Annotated in this window: 17 protein-coding genes; 7 read left to right on the top strand and 10 right to left on the bottom strand. The window is 65.0% G+C overall.

Going from position 1 to position 16,209, the window contains the following annotated elements; genetic code table 11:
- Positions 1-72: 72 nt before the first annotated feature.
- Positions 73-969: an RNA methyltransferase gene (locus ACOABP_RS14435; RefSeq protein WP_474225727.1), complete on the bottom strand. Its 897-nt coding sequence runs from the start codon at positions 967-969 to the stop codon at positions 73-75.
- Positions 970-1,199: 230 nt separating this feature from the next.
- On the opposite strand from ACOABP_RS14435, the gene ACOABP_RS14430 reads away from it, so the two are divergent.
- On the top strand, positions 1,200-2,033 hold the full coding sequence (locus ACOABP_RS14430; protein WP_474225726.1) for an inositol monophosphatase family protein: 834 nt from the start codon (positions 1,200-1,202) through the stop codon (positions 2,031-2,033).
- A gap of 12 nt (positions 2,034-2,045) precedes the next feature.
- Here ACOABP_RS14430 and ACOABP_RS14425 read toward each other — a convergent pair whose 3' ends face one another.
- Positions 2,046-2,456: a pilin gene (locus ACOABP_RS14425; RefSeq protein WP_474227844.1), complete on the bottom strand. Its 411-nt coding sequence runs from the start codon at positions 2,454-2,456 to the stop codon at positions 2,046-2,048.
- Positions 2,457-2,896: 440 nt separating this feature from the next.
- Here ACOABP_RS14425 and ACOABP_RS14420 point away from each other — a divergent pair, with 440 nt between their 5' ends.
- The 4 genes from ACOABP_RS14420 to ACOABP_RS14405 all read left to right on the top strand — a co-directional run bounded on the left by ACOABP_RS14420 (position 2,897) and on the right by ACOABP_RS14405 (position 7,565).
- Positions 2,897-3,064 carry a type II toxin-antitoxin system HicA family toxin gene (locus ACOABP_RS14420; protein WP_474225725.1) on the top strand — a complete coding sequence of 56 codons (168 nt, stop codon included), beginning with the start codon at positions 2,897-2,899 and terminating at the stop codon, positions 3,062-3,064.
- Between the two features lie 29 nt (positions 3,065-3,093).
- A complete protein-coding gene (locus ACOABP_RS14415; protein ID WP_474225724.1) occupies positions 3,094-3,498 on the top strand; it encodes a type II toxin-antitoxin system HicB family antitoxin in 405 nt (134 codons plus the stop codon).
- A gap of 417 nt (positions 3,499-3,915) precedes the next feature.
- The gene (gene mutS / locus ACOABP_RS14410; RefSeq protein WP_474227843.1) at positions 3,916-6,516 is read left to right on the top strand and encodes a DNA mismatch repair protein MutS; all 2,601 of its coding nucleotides are present in this window, start codon (positions 3,916-3,918) and stop codon (positions 6,514-6,516) included.
- Between the two features lie 23 nt (positions 6,517-6,539).
- A complete protein-coding gene (locus ACOABP_RS14405) occupies positions 6,540-7,565 on the top strand; it encodes a hypothetical protein (protein WP_474227842.1) in 1,026 nt (341 codons plus the stop codon).
- Positions 7,566-7,755: 190 nt separating this feature from the next.
- Here ACOABP_RS14405 and ACOABP_RS14400 read toward each other — a convergent pair whose 3' ends face one another.
- Positions 7,756-8,295 (bottom strand): FKBP-type peptidyl-prolyl cis-trans isomerase, encoded by a 540-nt coding sequence (locus ACOABP_RS14400; protein ID WP_474225722.1) that lies wholly within the window; start codon positions 8,293-8,295, stop codon positions 7,756-7,758.
- Between the two features lie 11 nt (positions 8,296-8,306).
- Here ACOABP_RS14400 and ACOABP_RS14395 point away from each other — a divergent pair, with 11 nt between their 5' ends.
- Together ACOABP_RS14395 and ACOABP_RS14390 are read left to right on the top strand one after the other, a co-directional pair.
- On the top strand, positions 8,307-9,515 hold the full coding sequence (locus ACOABP_RS14395; RefSeq protein ID WP_474225721.1) for a ribosomal protein uL16 3-hydroxylase: 1,209 nt from the start codon (positions 8,307-8,309) through the stop codon (positions 9,513-9,515).
- A gap of 199 nt (positions 9,516-9,714) precedes the next feature.
- Positions 9,715-9,942, top strand: coding sequence for a hypothetical protein (locus tag ACOABP_RS14390; protein ID WP_474225720.1), 228 nt, complete (start codon positions 9,715-9,717; stop codon positions 9,940-9,942).
- 97 nt (positions 9,943-10,039) lie between these two features.
- Here ACOABP_RS14390 and ACOABP_RS14385 read toward each other — a convergent pair whose 3' ends face one another.
- From ACOABP_RS14385 to ACOABP_RS14355, 7 genes are all read right to left on the bottom strand, one after another.
- Positions 10,040-10,828: an MBL fold metallo-hydrolase gene (locus ACOABP_RS14385; RefSeq protein WP_474225718.1), complete on the bottom strand. Its 789-nt coding sequence runs from the start codon at positions 10,826-10,828 to the stop codon at positions 10,040-10,042.
- 67 nt (positions 10,829-10,895) lie between these two features.
- The gene (gene bamC / locus ACOABP_RS14380) at positions 10,896-12,146 is read right to left on the bottom strand and encodes an outer membrane protein assembly factor BamC (RefSeq protein WP_474225717.1); all 1,251 of its coding nucleotides are present in this window, start codon (positions 12,144-12,146) and stop codon (positions 10,896-10,898) included.
- Between the two features lie 58 nt (positions 12,147-12,204).
- Positions 12,205-13,089, bottom strand: a complete 885-nt coding sequence (dapA, locus tag ACOABP_RS14375; RefSeq protein WP_474225716.1) for a 4-hydroxy-tetrahydrodipicolinate synthase — start codon at positions 13,087-13,089, stop codon at positions 12,205-12,207.
- Positions 13,090-13,237: 148 nt separating this feature from the next.
- On the bottom strand, positions 13,238-13,816 hold the full coding sequence (locus ACOABP_RS14370; protein ID WP_474225715.1) for a class I SAM-dependent methyltransferase: 579 nt from the start codon (positions 13,814-13,816) through the stop codon (positions 13,238-13,240).
- A gap of 65 nt (positions 13,817-13,881) precedes the next feature.
- Positions 13,882-14,547, bottom strand: coding sequence for a site-2 protease family protein (locus ACOABP_RS14365; protein ID WP_066738762.1), 666 nt, complete (start codon positions 14,545-14,547; stop codon positions 13,882-13,884).
- A 105-nt stretch (positions 14,548-14,652) separates the two neighbouring features.
- Positions 14,653-15,288: an L-threonylcarbamoyladenylate synthase gene (locus tag ACOABP_RS14360; protein WP_066738763.1), complete on the bottom strand. Its 636-nt coding sequence runs from the start codon at positions 15,286-15,288 to the stop codon at positions 14,653-14,655.
- A gap of 29 nt (positions 15,289-15,317) precedes the next feature.
- Entirely contained in the window at positions 15,318-16,163 is an 846-nt protein-coding gene (locus ACOABP_RS14355; protein WP_474227841.1) for a 3',5'-nucleoside bisphosphate phosphatase, read from the bottom strand.
- Positions 16,164-16,209 lie beyond the last annotated feature (46 nt).

Here is a 16,209-nt window from a genome sequence, read left to right as displayed (position 1 = left end):
AACACCGGTCTGCCCGGGGGTCGGGCCAGTGGAATCGTTGCGCATGTCGTATGCCGGGATGGAAATCACGGTTCAGCTTTCCTTGTTGCCGTCTGTCTGCCTGCCCTGCCTGCCGGCCCTGTCGTCGCCGTCGCTCGCCAGCAGCATGCGCTTGGCGATGCCACGCAGGATGTTGACCTCTTCGCGTTCGAGTCCGGCCCGGGCGAACATTCGCCGCAGACGCGGCATCAGCTTGCGCGGGTTGTCCGGATCGAGAAATCCGATGGCCACCAGCCCGGCCTGGAGATGGCCGAACATCGATTCGACCTGTTCCGCCGTGGCAGGCTCACCAGCATAGCCGATATTCGGCGCCCCGTCCGATGCCTCACCCGCCACCTGCTGCCCTTCCAGCAATGCCAGTCGCATCTCGTAGGCGATCAGCTGCACCGCCTGCGCCAGGTTCAGCGACGCGTAGGCAGGGTTGGCCGGAATATGGGTCACCGCCGAACAGCGCAGCACGGCGTCGTTGGGCAATCCGTAGCGCTCGTTACCGAACAGGAAGGCAATGACGCCCCCGCCATCGGCTGCCAGCACGGCCTGGCCCCGTGCGGCAGCGGCGCGTGGCAGCAGGCGCGGCGGACCGAACTCGCGCTGGCGCGCGGTCATCGCCACGGTGAACGCCGTGCCAGCCAGCGCGCTTTCCACATCGTCGACGATGCGGGCGCCGGCCAGCACGTCATCGGCGCCGCTGGCCATCGCCACGGCATCCGGGTGCGTCAGCACGCCGGGCTCGCGTGGCGACACCAGCACCAGGCTGCCGGGCTGACCGCCGAAGCCCATGGTCTTCATTGCCCGCGCCACCGAACCGACGTTGCCCGGGTGGCTGGTTTCCACCAGCACCACACGCACGCGCGAAAAAATGTCTGTTGCGCCACTTTCTGTGGCCGCTACGGGAATGGGTTCAGCCTGCGAATTCAATGCTTCAGTCATGTGGGATGCCCCTGCCGCGGGGTTTGCCGCCATCGGCTCGTACAGCGGGCCGGGTTCCTATACAATGGCGCCTTCAAATTGCGGTGCGGCGCCCAACAGGGCGATGCCCCTCGTTCTTCTACAATCTGTTGTGCTGTTCGGCCAATGCCGGGCGGTTCGCGCGCCTTTCACCCGTTGCCGGTGGATGCCGCCGTCGCGAATCATGTCCCGCGCGGCCCCTGGAGAGATTCATGCATCCGATGCTTAATATCGCCGTCAAGGCGGCCCGCAAGGCGGGATCCATCATCAACCGCGCGTCGATCGACGTCGACCTGGTCCGCGTTTCGCGCAAACAGCACAACGATTTTGTGACCGAGGTCGATCGCGCAGCCGAAGCCGCCATCATCGAGATCATCCGCACCGCCTACCCCGAGCACGCCATTCTAGCGGAAGAGTCCGGCCAGTCCTGGGCCGAGGGCGACGACCAGCACGAATTCACCTGGGTGATCGATCCGCTGGACGGCACCACCAACTTCATTCATGGCTTTCCGCAATACGCAGTGTCGATTGGCCTGCTGCACAAGGGCGTGCCCTCGCAGGCCGTGGTCTACGATCCCACGCGCGACGAACTGTTCACGGCCAGCAAGGGTGCCGGCGCGTTCCTGAACAACCGCCGCATCCGCGTGACCCGCCGCGACAAGCTCGCCGACTGCCTGATCGGCACGGGCTTCCCGTTCCGCGACCTGGAAGGGATGGACGAATACCTGGAAATCTTTGCGCTGATGACGCGCAGCTGCGCCGGCCTGCGTCGCCCGGGCGCCGCCGCGCTGGACCTGGCCTACGTGGCATGCGGCCGCCTGGACGGCTTCTTCGAGCGCGGCCTGAAGCCATGGGACATGGCCGCCGGCATGCTGCTGATTACCGAGGCCGGTGGCCTGGTGGGCAACTACAACGGCGAATCGCGCCAGATGGAACAGGGCGAAGTGATGGCCGGCAACCCGAAGGCGTTCGCGCAGATGGTACGTCTGCTGTCGCCGTTTTCGCTGGACAACGTCAAGCCGTCGCTGAAGCCGATCGGCGAGTAAGCGACACGGCCACTAGCCGGCCGAATCGATGAGGCACGCGGTGGGCAGTTGCTGCGACGTCACGGCGTCGCTGCCAACCCGCACCGCGCAGTTCCACGTGCCGTCGGCCATGCGGCCCACGGTCAGGCGCGTACCCCGGACCGCCGGATGCACGTCACCATCGAGCGTGACGACAATACTGCCCGAGCCGTCCGCATTGAATTCGAACCGGTTTGGCGTGGCGGTCAGCTGTGACCGGATATAGCCGAGCGACACGACCGGATCCGGAAACAAGTTCTGGCCGTTCTGCAGCCGCTCTTCCACCGGAATCTTGTACGCCGATGCCTCCCAGTAGGCGCGGCCGATCTCCGCCTTCACCACAAAGCCCTGGTACGTGGGAATGGCGATCGCGGCAAGAATGCCCACGATCGCCACCACGATCATCAGCTCGATCAGCGTGAATCCGCGTTGAGGCGATGGCGGCCAGGCCGTCCACCCCACCCGGATCCCTGCCACGAGCCTCCCCGGCCATCTTCCCGTCCGTGCTTTTTTCATTTTTGCGACCCGTCATGTTGCCGGCCTCTGCGTGCCGGTACGTCCTGACTTATCCAAGGACCGTGCCAGGCCGATATGGCGTCGCGAGTGACAGTTTTTGTCGGAAACATCTGGTTACATATGGCAATGACTGACAGGTTTGCAGCGCGCCGTGCCGTCGGGTGACAAATCTCGTCGCCCGCACCTCATTTTGAGAATCCGGCCCGAGACTTCTTGATCCACGCCACATAGAGTCTCCCGTGATCCACAAACGACTTGCGCCCCCTCTACTATCGTGTGTATTTTTACACACAGACCGCCAGAAGGAGGCGCTTTTGCACTCAACGGCATTGATCCGACTGCTGGAACGCGAGGGATGGCACCTGGTGCGCTGCAAGGGCAGTCATCTCACCTACAAGCATCCGTCGCGCGCACAGATCGTCACCGCGCCGCATCCGAACAAGGACCTGCCGACCGGCACGGTGCGCGGCATCATGCTGACGGCAAGGTTGGTATGACGGGCGCGCAACGCATGGAGAGCAACAACATGGAATTTCCGATTGCCATTCACAAGGATCCCGAGAGCATCTACGGCGTGACGGTGCCCGACGTGCCGGGCTGCTACTCATCGGGCGACACCATCGAGGACGCCATCCGCAATGCGCGCGAGGCAATCACCAGCCACTTCGAGGTGCTGTTGTCACTGGGCGAGGACATCACGCCGGCGGCCACGCCGATCGCCGAACTGGCGGAGCGGCCCGAATTTGCGGAAGCGGTCTGGGCACTGGCAGACGTCGACATGACCAGGCTCGACAACCGGCCCGAGCGCATCAACATCAGCCTGCCCCGCTTTGTGCTGCACAGGATCGACACTTACGTCGGCGCCCGCCACGAGACGCGCAGCGGCTTTCTGGCCCGCGCGGCTCTGGAAGCCATGGCCAGTGACGCATGAGCCGGCGCAAAAGCGCCCGAACTTCCGAGCAAAAATGAGAATCCGGGACGAAGTTCCGGGTTGGGCTGGCAGTAAAATGCCGCTTTGCGCCGCGGTCCGGAACAGGCCGGTGACGCCGGGACAACTCCCGGGCGTCTGACCGAAGAACTGCCTGCCGCGCGGCAACCGATATACCGGCGGCCCCGATGTGGTGCCGCCCGAGAGGAATGCATGTCCGCTGAAGCCGTTTCCAACCCGTCCACGACCTCGCCCGACGACTCGCCGCGCGAGGATGACATCCGCGAAGCCGGCAACGGTGCCCTGTCTGCCGATGCCCTGGCTGCCGCCGAAGGCACTGCCCCGCGCAGCGGAAAGTCGGGCAGGTCGGACAAGGCCGATAAAGCCGACAAGGCTGACAAGGCCGAAAAACACACGCCCATGATGCTGCAGTATCTGCGGATCAAGGCAGATCATCCGGACACGCTGCTCTTCTACCGGATGGGCGATTTCTATGAGCTGTTCCATGACGATGCCGAAAAGGCCGCCCGCCTGCTCGACATCACCCTGACGTCGCGCGGCCAGTCTGGCGGCGTGCCGATCCGCATGGCCGGCATTCCGTTCCACTCGGTCGACCAGTACCTGGCACGCCTGGTCAAACTTGGCGAATCGGTGGCGATCTGCGAGCAGATTGGCGATCCGGCCACCAGCAAGGGCCCGGTAGAGCGCAAGGTGGTACGCATCGTCACGCCGGGCACGCTGACCGACGCGGCGCTGCTGCCCGAGAAGACCGACAGCTATCTGATGGCCGTGCACCAGCAAACCACGCGCCGCGGCATCAGCAAGACGGGCCTGGCGTGGCTGAACCTGGCAAGCGGCGAACTGCGCCTGATGGAATGCGATGCAGCCCAGCTCTCGCGCGAACTGGAACGCATCCGTCCGGCGGAACTGCTTTACGCGGACGGGATCGACCTGCCCGTACTGCCGTGCGCCCGCACCCGCCTGCCCGAATGGCACTTCGACCAGGACGCGGGCACCCGCCGGCTGCGCGAGCAGATTGGCGTGGCCAGCCTGGAACCGTTCGGTTGCGCCGGACTGGGTGCCGCCCTGGGCGCGGCGGGCGCACTGCTTAACTATGCCGCCACCACGCAGGGTCAATCGCTGCGCCACGTGCAGGGCGTGACCGTCGAGCGGGAGTCCGAGTTCGTCGGGCTGGACACGGCCACCCGGCGCAATCTCGAATTGACCGAAACGCTGCGCGGCGGCGAGTCGCCGACGCTGTTCTCGCTGCTTGACACCTGTTCGACGACAATGGGCAGCCGCGCGCTGCGCCACTGGCTGCATCACCCGCTGCGCGACCCGGCGCTGCCACGCGCGCGGCAGCAGGCCATCGGCGTACTGATCGCCCAGGATCCGGAAAGCGTGCGCACCACCCTGCGCCGGCTGTGCGATGTCGAACGCGTCACGGCGCGCCTGGCGCTGCTGTCCGCACGCCCCCGCGACCTGTCGTCGCTGCGCGACACGCTGAAGGCACTGCCCGCCGTGCAGGCCAGTGTTGTCGCCGCGCACGAATCGCCGTTGCTCGCGCAGACGATCGACGAACTCGAAATCCCGGCTGACTGCCTGACGCTGTTGACACGTGCAGTGGCCGAGGAGCCGTCGACGGTGATCCGCGATGGTGGCGTGATCGCACGCGGCTACGATGCCGAGCTTGATGAACTGCGCGACATTTCGGAAAACTGCGGCCAGTTCCTGATCGAACTGGAGACGCGGGAACGCCAACGCACCGGCATCTCGAACCTGCGCGTCGAGTACAACCGCGTGCATGGCTTCTATATCGAGGTGACGAACGGCCAGGCCGACAAGGTTCCCGACGACTATCGCCGCCGCCAGACGCTGAAGAACGCCGAGCGCTACATCACGCCGGAACTCAAGGCCTTCGAGGACAAGGCATTGTCCGCGCAGGACCGGGCGCTGGCACGCGAGAAGCAGCTCTACGAAGCATTGCTGCAGGCGCTGCTGCCTCATATCGGCGGCCTGCAACGCGTGGCGGGCGCCCTGGCCCGGCTCGACGTGCTGACCACGCTGGCCGAGCGCGCCCGCACGCTCGACTGGACCCAGCCCGAGCGGGTCAGCGAAAACGTGGTCGACATCGCACAGGGCCGGCACCCGGTGGTGGAAGGCCAGCTGGCGGCGGAATCAGTGGCCTTCATCGCCAACGACTGCCAGCTCAACGAGGCGCGCAAGCTGCTGCTGATTACCGGCCCGAACATGGGCGGTAAGTCGACCTTCATGCGTCAGACTGCACTGATCGTACTGCTGGCCTGCGTAGGCGCCTGGGTGCCGGCGCGGCAAGCCAGAATCGGGCCGATCGATCGCATCTTCACGCGGATCGGCGCCGCTGACGACCTGGCCGGTGGGAGGTCGACCTTCATGGTGGAAATGACCGAGGCGGCCGGCATCCTCCATAACGCCACGCCATCGAGCCTGGTGCTGATGGACGAAATCGGCCGAGGCACGTCGACATTTGACGGCCTGGCGCTGGCGTGGGCGATTGCCCGCCACCTGCTGTCGCACAACCGCAGCCACACGCTGTTCGCCACGCACTACTTCGAGCTCACGCAACTGCCACAGGAATTTTCCCAGGCGGCAAACGTCCATCTTTCCGCCGTGGAGCACGGCGACGGCATCGTCTTCCTGCATGCCGTGCAGGATGGCCCGGCCAGCCAGAGCTACGGCCTGCAGGTGGCGCAACTGGCGGGCGTGCCGCAACCGGTGATTCGCGCCGCGCGCAAGCACCTGGCCTGGCTGGAACAGCAGTCGGCCGATGCCACGCCCACGCCGCAGATGGACCTGTTCGCGGCACCGGCCACGCCGCTGGACGACGACGATGCGGCACCAGCCATGGCAACCGCGTCGGCCGAGCAGGCAGCCGCGCTTGATGCGCTGGCCGATATCGATCCGGACAGCCTTTCGCCGCGCGACGCGCTGGAGGCACTGTATCGGCTAAAGGCCATTGCGGAATCCGCCGGCAAAGCATGAGTGCCACGCACGGCTCCGGACGCATGACCCTGGCAGTGGCCGTCATGGCGGGCTTTGTCTGCCTGATGTCGCCAGTCGCTGCCGAGGCTGCACGTACCAGCAAGGTGACGCCGCCACCGGCGCCGGCCGTACAGCTCACGCGCATGGCACTGATTGCCGACGTGCCGCAATGGCCGGCGGCGGAAGCCGATATGGCTGCCCTGTTCGACCAGATGAACGCGCGGCAGGTGGCGCTGATCATTCATGCCGGCGGCATCAAGGGCGACACGGAGTCCTGCGGCGATGCCGTGCTGGGCGCGCGACTGCGGGCCCTCGACGATTCTCCCGCACCCGTGCTTTACGTCCCGGGAGAAACGGACTGGGCGGAATGCCAGAAACCGGTCAATGGCAGATTCGATGCGGTCGAGCGGCTTAACCGATTGCGCGAACTGTTCTTCCCGGTCGATGCCACGCTCGGCCGGCGCACGATTCCGGTGGTGCGCCAGTCGGATCAGGCCATGTTCCGCAGCTTTCGCGAGAACGTGCGACTGGTGGAAGGCAACGTGATGGTGGTCGGGCTGAACCTGCCCGGCGACAACAATCACTATCGCAGCGAAGGTGGCCGCAATGGCGAGTTCGAGGACCGCCGCGAAGCCAACCGGCAATGGCTGGGCCGGGCATTCTCGGTGGCTACCCAGCGCGACCTGCCAGGCATCCTCGTGGTGGTCCATGCCGACCCGATGTTCGGCAACGGGTGGGAAAAACGCGGCAAGCCGTCGCTGCTCGACGGATTCCTGCGCCGCGGCACACGCGACGGCTATCTGGAATTCAAGCGGCAACTGCGCGACCTGACGGCCAAGTTTCCTGGCCAGGTGTTGCTCGTGCATGCCAGCGACAGTGGCTTCAGTGTCGACAAGCCGTTGCGAGACGCTGCCGGCAAGGTGATTGGCAACTTTACGCGTGTGGCATTGCCCATCGGCAATCCGTCACGCTGGGTCGAATTGACCGTTACCCCCGGCACGCGGTCGGTGTTCCAGGTGGAAGTCCAGGACGGACCCAAACCGAACTAGAACGGCTGGAACGGTTCGGTTGGTGGCCGGTTCGGTTGATGACCGGGATTGACGCGCGTCACGCATCCGGCTCACGCCTCCCCCGGCGCCCAGGCCAATCCAAATAGAAAAAGCCGGCAGATGCCGGCTTTTTTTCATGTTCGCGATGACCTGTCGCGTATCGCTCGACTGGCGGAAATCCAGTATCGGATCAGTGCAGCGTGCGCGGGCTGTCGCCTTCGCCGCCTTCATCCTCGTCTTCGTCGACGACTTCGATGCCCGAAGCGCCGTGCGCGTGACCGTGTTCCACTTCCTCGGCGGTGGCTTCACGCACCTCGGACACCTTCAGCCAGAAACGCAGTGCCATGCCGGCCAGCGGGTGGTTGCCGTCCAGCACGACCTTGTCTTCGGCAACGTCGGTCACCGTGTAGATGATCGAATCTTCGTCGTCGCCGTCCTCGGGCACGCCTTCGAACTGCATGCCAACTTCCAGCGGCTCAGGGAAGCGATCGCGCGGCTCGACCTTCACCAGTTCGGCATCGTAGTCGCCGAATGCGTCTTCGGGTTCCAACTGCAATTCGGTCTCGAAGCCGGCATCGTGGCCGTCCAGCGCTTCCTCGATCTTGGGGAACGTGCCATCATACCCGCCGTGCAAATAGACCATGGGCTCATCGGATTCCTCGATGAGATTGCCCTGCGCGTCCGACAGCTTGTACACAACGGACACCACCGTGTTCTTAGCGATTTTCAATTCTTGACTCCATGAGCGATTCCGCATTATACGCGCAGGCCCTGCCTGCGGGCCCGATTGATCCCGACGCACCGCTCACGCTGCTCGGGGGCATGACGCCCGCGGCATTCATGCGTGACGTCTGGCACCGCAAACCGCTGCTGATTCGACAGGCCGTGCCCGGAATCGTGCCTCCTGTGTCGCGCGAAGCGCTTTTTGAACTGGCCGATCGGGACGATGTGGAGTCGCGCCTGGTGTCGTACTTTCGCAACCGCTGGAAGCTCGAACACGGTCCTTTCGCCGAGGACAACCTGCCGTCACGCAAGTCTGGCAAGTGGACGCTGCTGGTGCAGGGTGTGAACCTGCACAACCGGGCTGCCGCCGATCTGATGAGCCAGTTCCGCTTCGTGCCCGACGCGCGGCTCGACGACGTCATGATCAGCTACGCCACCGACGGCGGCGGCGTCGGCCCCCACTTCGATTCGTACGACGTTTTCCTGCTGCAAGTATCGGGCCGACGTCGCTGGCGCATTTCGTCACAGACCAAGCTCGATCTGATTCCCGACGTGCCGCTCAAGATCCTGTCGGACTTCAGTACCGAACAGGAATGGGTACTCGAGCCCGGCGACATGCTGTACCTGCCGCCACAGTACGCCCACGATGGCATCGCCGAGGGCGAGTGCATGACCGCGTCGATCGGCTTCCGCGCGCCGGCCTACCGCGAACTGGCGGGCCACTTCCTGGCCTGGCTGTCTGAAACGGTCGAGGGCAACGAAGACCTGGACGGCCGCTACGCCGATGCCGGCGAGGCTGCTACGGCCACCCCGGCCCAGCTTCCCGCCAGCCTGTCCCGCGCCGTTGCCGACCGCCTGCAGGCACTGAAATGGGACAAGGGCATGGTGTCCGAATTCCTGGGCTCGTACCTGTCGGAGCCCAAGCAATCGGTCCAGTTCGAAGAGGTTGCGGAAATCAGCCTGAAGCAGTACACGAAGCTTGCCAAGGCTCATGGCGTGGTCCTTGCTCCAGCCTCCGTTGCGCTCTACGACCGCACGCACTTCTTCCTGAACGGCGAGGCGTACGAACCGCCGCCCGCACTGGCGAAATGGCTGCGACGCCTGGCAGACCTGCGCCAGCTCACCGCAGAGGAAGTCTCCGCGTGCGCGGCACTTCCGGATCTCATGGACACGTTTCACGACTGGGCCATGGAGGGCTGGCTGCAGATCGCGCCGGCAGGTGTGTAATTTTACGTAACAGAATGAACCGGCATATTTCGCCTATACACAAGGCGGGAAAACGCGGATATAATCGCCCGCTGGCTAGTACTGTGGACCACTGCACTGTCGGCACCCGGGAGAGCCTCATATTTGCAGTACAAGAGCGATAATTACCGGTAATTATTCATCGCCTGTTTTCGTTTTATTAAAAGTTAAAGGACGAACAATGAAGAAGTCTCTCCTGATCGCATCCCTGCTGGCTGCTGTTGCTCTGGCCGCTTGCGGCAAGAAGGAAGAAGCCGCTGCCCCCGCTGCTGATACCGCTGCTTCGGCTCCGGCCGCTGCTGACGCTTCGGCTCCCGCAGCTGCTGCTCCGGCTGCTGACGCTTCGGCTCCGGCTGCCGACGCTTCGGCTCCGGCTGCTGACGCTTCGGCTCCGGCTGCCAAGCAGTAATCGGATCTTTCCGAAAACAAAAAGCCGACCTTCGGGTCGGCTTTTTGTTTTGGCGATTATCTGACGCCCCTCCATTAGCGGCACCGGCGCTCGCCGATTATGCCCGCACAGGCTGCCAGTCCAGCCCTTCTTCCTGGTCAGCGATCAGAATTTCATCAGGCAGTACACCCAGCACCGTAGCCAGCGCGCCGGCCGCCAGTTCGCGGGTATTGTTCTGCTTGCTCAAGTGCGCCGCCACCACGCGCGACAGACCCGGATGGGTCACCTGCGACAGGATACTGGCCGCAATATCGTTTGCCAGATGGCCAAAATCACCACCTATCCGCCGCTTCAGCGACCACGGATAGACCGAGTTGGCCAGCATGTCACGATCATGGTTGCATTCGAGGACCAGCGCATCTACGCCAGCCAGACGCGCCGTGACGTAGGGCGTTTCCATGCCCGCATCGGTCAGCACGCCAAGCCGTGCATCGCCATCGGTCAGCACGAACTGCAACGGCTCACGCGCATCGTGCGGCACGGTATAGGGATGGATCTGCAGACCGCCCACCGCGAATACGTGATCGGCGCAACATACCCGCACATCGGCCTGGTCGGCGCCACGCATGTGCGAAGTGGCCAGCCAGGTGCCGTGGCTAGTGTGAACCGGAAGCTTGTGCCGCGCGGCAAACGCATAGGCAGAGCCGACGTGATCGCCGTGCTCATGGGTGACCAGCACGGCGTCGAGTTGTCCGGGCAAGACGCCCAGCCGCTCCAGGCGACGCGCCGTTTCCTTGATACCGAAGCCGCAGTCGAGCAGCACACGCGTCACGGACGTGCCCTCGCCGGCCTCGATCAGCAGCGAGTTGCCTTCGCTGCCACTTCCCAAAAAAGCAAAGCGCATCATCGATGCGCTCGCTTGGGAAGATGCCCGACGGCGGGCGCCGTCGGCATCGATGGACTACAGACGAACATCAGTGCAGCTGTTCGTCCAGCAGCGACAGGATACGCTTGCTGATCTCGGTGTTTTCCGGCTGGCCGGCATCGTTCTGCACGGTGACCGTGGTGCCGGTGCCATTGCCCTTCAGCGACACGCGATACTTCTTCGCGGTCTTGCCGTCGTTGGCCTTCGTGAAGATCTTGGAGAAGAAGCCGCGATCATCCACAGCCTGCTTCGGATCCACGTAGCGCACGTAGTACAGGCCTTGCGCGCGGTCGCGGTCTTCCACCGTGAAGTTCACGCGATCCAGCGACAGGCCGACCGAACGCCATGCGCGGTCGAACGGCTCCGGCAACTGCAGCGCCGGCGCGCCATTGACCTGCGCCAGGAACGACTTGCTGTCGACGGCGCTGGCCGAGGCTGCACCGGTTGCCGCGGCGGCACCGATACCGGTGGCGTCGCCCGAAGTCGCCGGGGCTACGGCGGCCGCAGCATTGCCCACCGGAGTCGGGTTCTTGGCCATCTGGTTGGCCTGCTCCTTCTGCACGCCCAGGCGCTGGGCCAGGCGCGACAGGAATTCGGCTTCCAGTTCCGGATCAGCCGGACGCGGCGTCCAGACCGTGGTCGACTTGTCCACGCCGGTCAGTTGCTCCTGCGCGCCACGGTGGCTGATGAACACTTCGAGCTGACCGTTCTGGGCGCGCTCCACACGCGTACGGAACTTGTCGCGCTCGGAGGTCGAGTACAGGCCGTCGAACACCTTGCCGATCGTGTTGCGGATGATGTCCTGCGGAATCTTGGCGCGGTTTTCGGCCCAGTCCGTTTCCATGATCCCGGTCTGCGGCGAGTCCTGGGTCAGCAGGAAGCCATTTTCCTGCCAGAAGCCGCGCAGCGACTCCCACAGCTGGTCGGCGCGCATGCCGTTGCTGATCACCAGCCAGCGCTGGTTGCCATCGCGCTCCATGCGGATGCCCTGCGAGGAGGGCAGCACGTTGGTGGCGGGCTCGGCCTCGCGCGTCTTGGTAGCCTGCTGGTAGTTCGACAGCGTCGACGTGCCTGCCGCATCGGGCACGGTATAACGGCGATCGCCTTCGAGCTTGGTCAGGTCCGGCGGAATGTCCAGCGACGCGGTCTTCTTGCCCTGGGACTTGTAGTCGATCTTGTCGGGCTGCATGGCTTCGTTGATGCTGCTGCAGCCGGCAATCAGCGTCAGCGCCAGCACGGGCGCAACCACGGCGACACGGCGGATCTGCGTCGCGCCGCGACGGTTAAGCTTCTGTTTCATTGACACGTAATCCTGGTTTCAAGAATCGGCGAATAGCCGAACGTTCAGCCGGCGAATCTCAGCCCAGCAGGCCGGCCGCTGCCAGCGCGCGGCGCACGGTTTCGTGCTGGCCTTCCGCCAGCGGGGTCAACGGCAGACGGATACCGCCTGCCATCTTGCCCATCTGCTGGAGCGCCCACTTGACCGGAATCGGATTGGCCTCGACGAACATCGCGCGGTTGAGGTCGATCAGTTCCATGTGCAGGCGGCGGGCCGTCACCACATCGCCCTTCAGAGCCGCGACACACATTTCGTGCATCTTGCGCGGCGCCACGTTGGCGGTGACCGAGATATTGCCCTTGCCACCCAGCAGGATCAGCGCCACCGCGGTGGGATCGTCGCCACTGTAGATGGCAAACGTATCGGGTGCGTCCTTGATCAGTTGCGCGGCACGGTCGATATTGCCGGTAGCTTCCTTCACGCCCACGATGCCCGGCACCTGCGCCAGGCGCAGGATCGTCTCGTTGTTCATGTCCGCCACGGTCCGGCCGGGGACATTGTAGAGCAGCACCGGCAGGTCAACGGCTTCCGCGATCGTGCGGAAATGGCGATACATGCCTTCCTGCGTCGGCTTGTTGTAGTACGGCACGACCTGCAGCGACGCATCGGCGCCCACCTTCTTCGCGAAGGCGGTCAACTCGATGGCCTCGTTCGTGGAATTGCCGCCGGTCCCGGCGATGATGGGCACGCGGCCAGCCGACTGCTCGACAGCCACGCGGATCAGTTCGCAATGCTCCTCGACGTTGACCGTCGGCGACTCGCCCGTGGTGCCCACGATCACGATGCCATCGGTGCCTTCCGCCGCATGCCAGTCGATGAGGGCGCGCAGGGCCGGGTAATCCAGGCTGCCATCCTCATGCATCGGGGTGACGATGGCCACGATGCTGCCGGTAATCTGTGTCATATCTCAGGGAATTCGGGAAATTCGAACAAACGGGATTGTACCGGAACCGTCAGGGGCTCCGCCCCCCCTATCAATGAGGGAAAACGTTAGCGGGCGTAACGTGTGGCGCGCCGGTCTCGCTGACGGCCGCCGCTGCGCCCCCGGCGCCTCACGGCCGGGGCCATCCGGGCAGCGGATATCGCGGCGGCGGGGCCTCAGGCGCGCTCCCATGCACCTCGCGCACGGCACAAATCCGCTGCACGAAGGCCTCGCGCGGCGCCGCCAGCGTGCCGTCCTCGTAACCTGCCACCCGCAACTTGCCGCGCGTCACGTCGAGCAATTCACCAGGTTGCAGCAGGAAATCGGGGCGCGACGGCTTGCCGACGGTTTCATTGCCGGCCGCGAAGGTCTCGTAGACCAGCACCCCACCCGGCGCCAGCGCGTCCAGCAGATGCGGCCACAGCGGCCGGTGCAGGTAGTTGGTGACCACCACCGCGTCAAACCGGCCGGCATCCGCCAGGGGCCAGGCGCCCTGCTCCAGATCGGCCACGCGGCCCTCGATGCCTGCCGGCAACCCGGCAACCGCCTCGGCATCGCGGTCCACGGCCAGCACCGCAAACCCCTGCCCCGCCAGCCAGGCGGCGTGGCGCCCGCTGCCACAGGCCAGGTCGAGCACCCGGCCACCGGGCCGGATCAGGTGGGCCCATCGGGTCAGCCAGGTGGAAGGCGCGGCAAGCTGGGAATGCATCGGCAGGAACAGGGAAAAGGAAGGAAACCGGGAAGCCGGAACAGGGGAGACAGGCCGGGCCGGTGCTACTGCAGCACCATCAGCACCGGGCGCAGCATGAGTTCGACGATCGACAGCAGCACCGTCATCACCGGCTGCATCCAGATCCGCGTGATGACACCAGCAGCCACCAGCGCCAGCACGATGAAGATGCCGTACGGCTCGACCCGGCCCACCGCCTCGGCCATGCGACGCGGCAGGAAGGCCGTCAGCACGCGGCCGCCATCGAGCGGCGGGATCGGGAACAGGTTGAACGCGGCCACCACCGTATTGACCAGCACACCGGCGCGGGCCATCTGGCTCCAGAACGGCTCCTGGATCTGCGCCAGGGCCAGGCCGACGGCGATCAGCGCCCACAGGAACGCCTGCACGACGTTGCTGGCGGGACCGGCCAGCGCCACCCACATGCCATGCCAGCGCGGGTTGCGCAGGTGGTCGAACACCACTGGCACCGGCTTGGCAAACCCGAACACGAATTGGCCAGCCGTCAGGAAATACAGCAGCAGCGGCACGGCCACGGTGCCGATCGGATCGATATGGCGAATCGGGTTCAGGCTGACCCGCCCGAGCAGCCAGGCGGTGTTGTCGCCAAAATACTTGGCCACAAAACCGTGCGCGGCCTCGTGCAGCGTGATGGCAAACAGCACGGGCAGTGCATATACGGCGAAGGTCTGGACGATCGAGGAATCCATGCGAACTATTCTATCGGGCCGCCGGCGCCCAAGGCTGTCCGGCATGTCCGTGGATGTGCGGTATGTATCAGAAACGACAGGTCAAATGAAACAAGGCTGGCCTGATCAGGCGGCGGCGACCAGCCCGAAGCGTTCGACATCGCCACGCCCGGCACGCACCAGTTCCGGCTCGCCGCTGGTCAGGTCGATCACAGTCGTCGGCTGGGCCGGCGCGGGGCCGCCGCAGATCACAAGGTCGAGTTGCTTCTCCAGCCGCGTACGGATCTCGGCCGGCTCGTTCATCGGCGCCTCGTCGTCCGGCATTTGCAGCGTGGCCGAAATCAGCGGCTGCCCCAGTTCGGCCAGCAGCGCCAGCGGAATCGCATGATCCGGTACGCGCACACCGATGGTCTTGCGCGCCGGGTGCGACAGCCGCCTGGGCACTTCCTTGGTCGCTTCCAGGATAAACACGTACGGGCCCGGCGTGGCGCCCTTGATCCAGCGGTACTGGCGGTTATCGACCCGGGCGAAGTTGCCGAGTTCCGACAGGTCGCTGCACATCAGCGTCAGATGGTGTTTTTCGTCGATGTCGCGCAGCCGGCGCAGGCGTTCCACGGCAGACTTGTCGTCAAGCCGGCAGGCCAGGGCGTAGCTGGAATCGGTGGGCAGCGCGATCAGGCCGCCCTTCTGCACGATCTGCGCGGCCTGCTTGACCAGCCGCGCCTGCGGGTTTTCGGGATGAATCTCGAAGTACTGGGACATGAGGGGCGCGGGTTTCCGGGGCGGGCAGGTTACCAGTCGTACCAGACCGGCGTGACGTCCGACGGCAGCGGCGGCAGCGTGCCGATTTCCACACGGCCCTCGCCGGGACCGTGAAAATCCGATCCGCGCGATGCCAGCAGGCCATAGTGGCGCGCCACGTCGGCGTAGCGGCGGAACTGGTCGGGCGTATGGCTGCCGGTCACGACCTCGACCGCACGGCCGCCCAGTTGCGTGAATTCGTCGAACAGCGCGTCGTGTTGCAAATCGGTGTAGTTGTATCGGCCCGGATGTGCCATCACCGCAATGCCGCCGGCGCCGCGAATCCAGCCCACCGCTTCCTTCAATGCGGACCAACGGTGCGGCACGAAGCCCGGACGGCCTTCCGACAGGTATTCGCTGAACACGTCGCCAATGGTCTTGCAACGGCCCTCGTCCACCAGCCAGCGCGCAAAGTGCGTGCGAGAGATCAGGTCGGGGTTGCCGACGTAGCGCAGCGCGCCCTCGTAGGCGCCGGTAATGCCGATTTTCGCCAGCGCCTCGCCAATATCCTGCGCGCGGCGCGCACGGCCGTCGCGGGTCCGGGCCAGTCCATCGATCAGGTCCGCGTTGAACGGATCGATCTGCAGACCGACGATATGCACGGTCTGCCCGGCCCAGGTCACCGAAATCTCCACGCCCGGCACATAGCGCATGCCCAGCGCTTCGGCAGCGGTGCGGGCTTCGGTCTGGCCTCCCACCTCATCGTGGTCGGTCAGGGCCCAGAACGCCACGCCGCCGGCGTGCGCACGTGCGGCCACCTCGGACGGCGACAACATCCCGTCGGACACGGTGGAATGGCAGTGCAGGTCGGCGTTGATGGCATTGGCGTTTTGCATTGTCATATTCTACTCCCGGCAGGGTTTTTTAGCCCTGCCGCCAAAG

It is taken from the genome of Cupriavidus sp. HE11 (genome assembly GCF_056097175.1).
The sequence above is the reverse complement of the archived record's forward strand: the minus strand, read 5'-3'. Positions and strand labels throughout refer to the sequence as shown.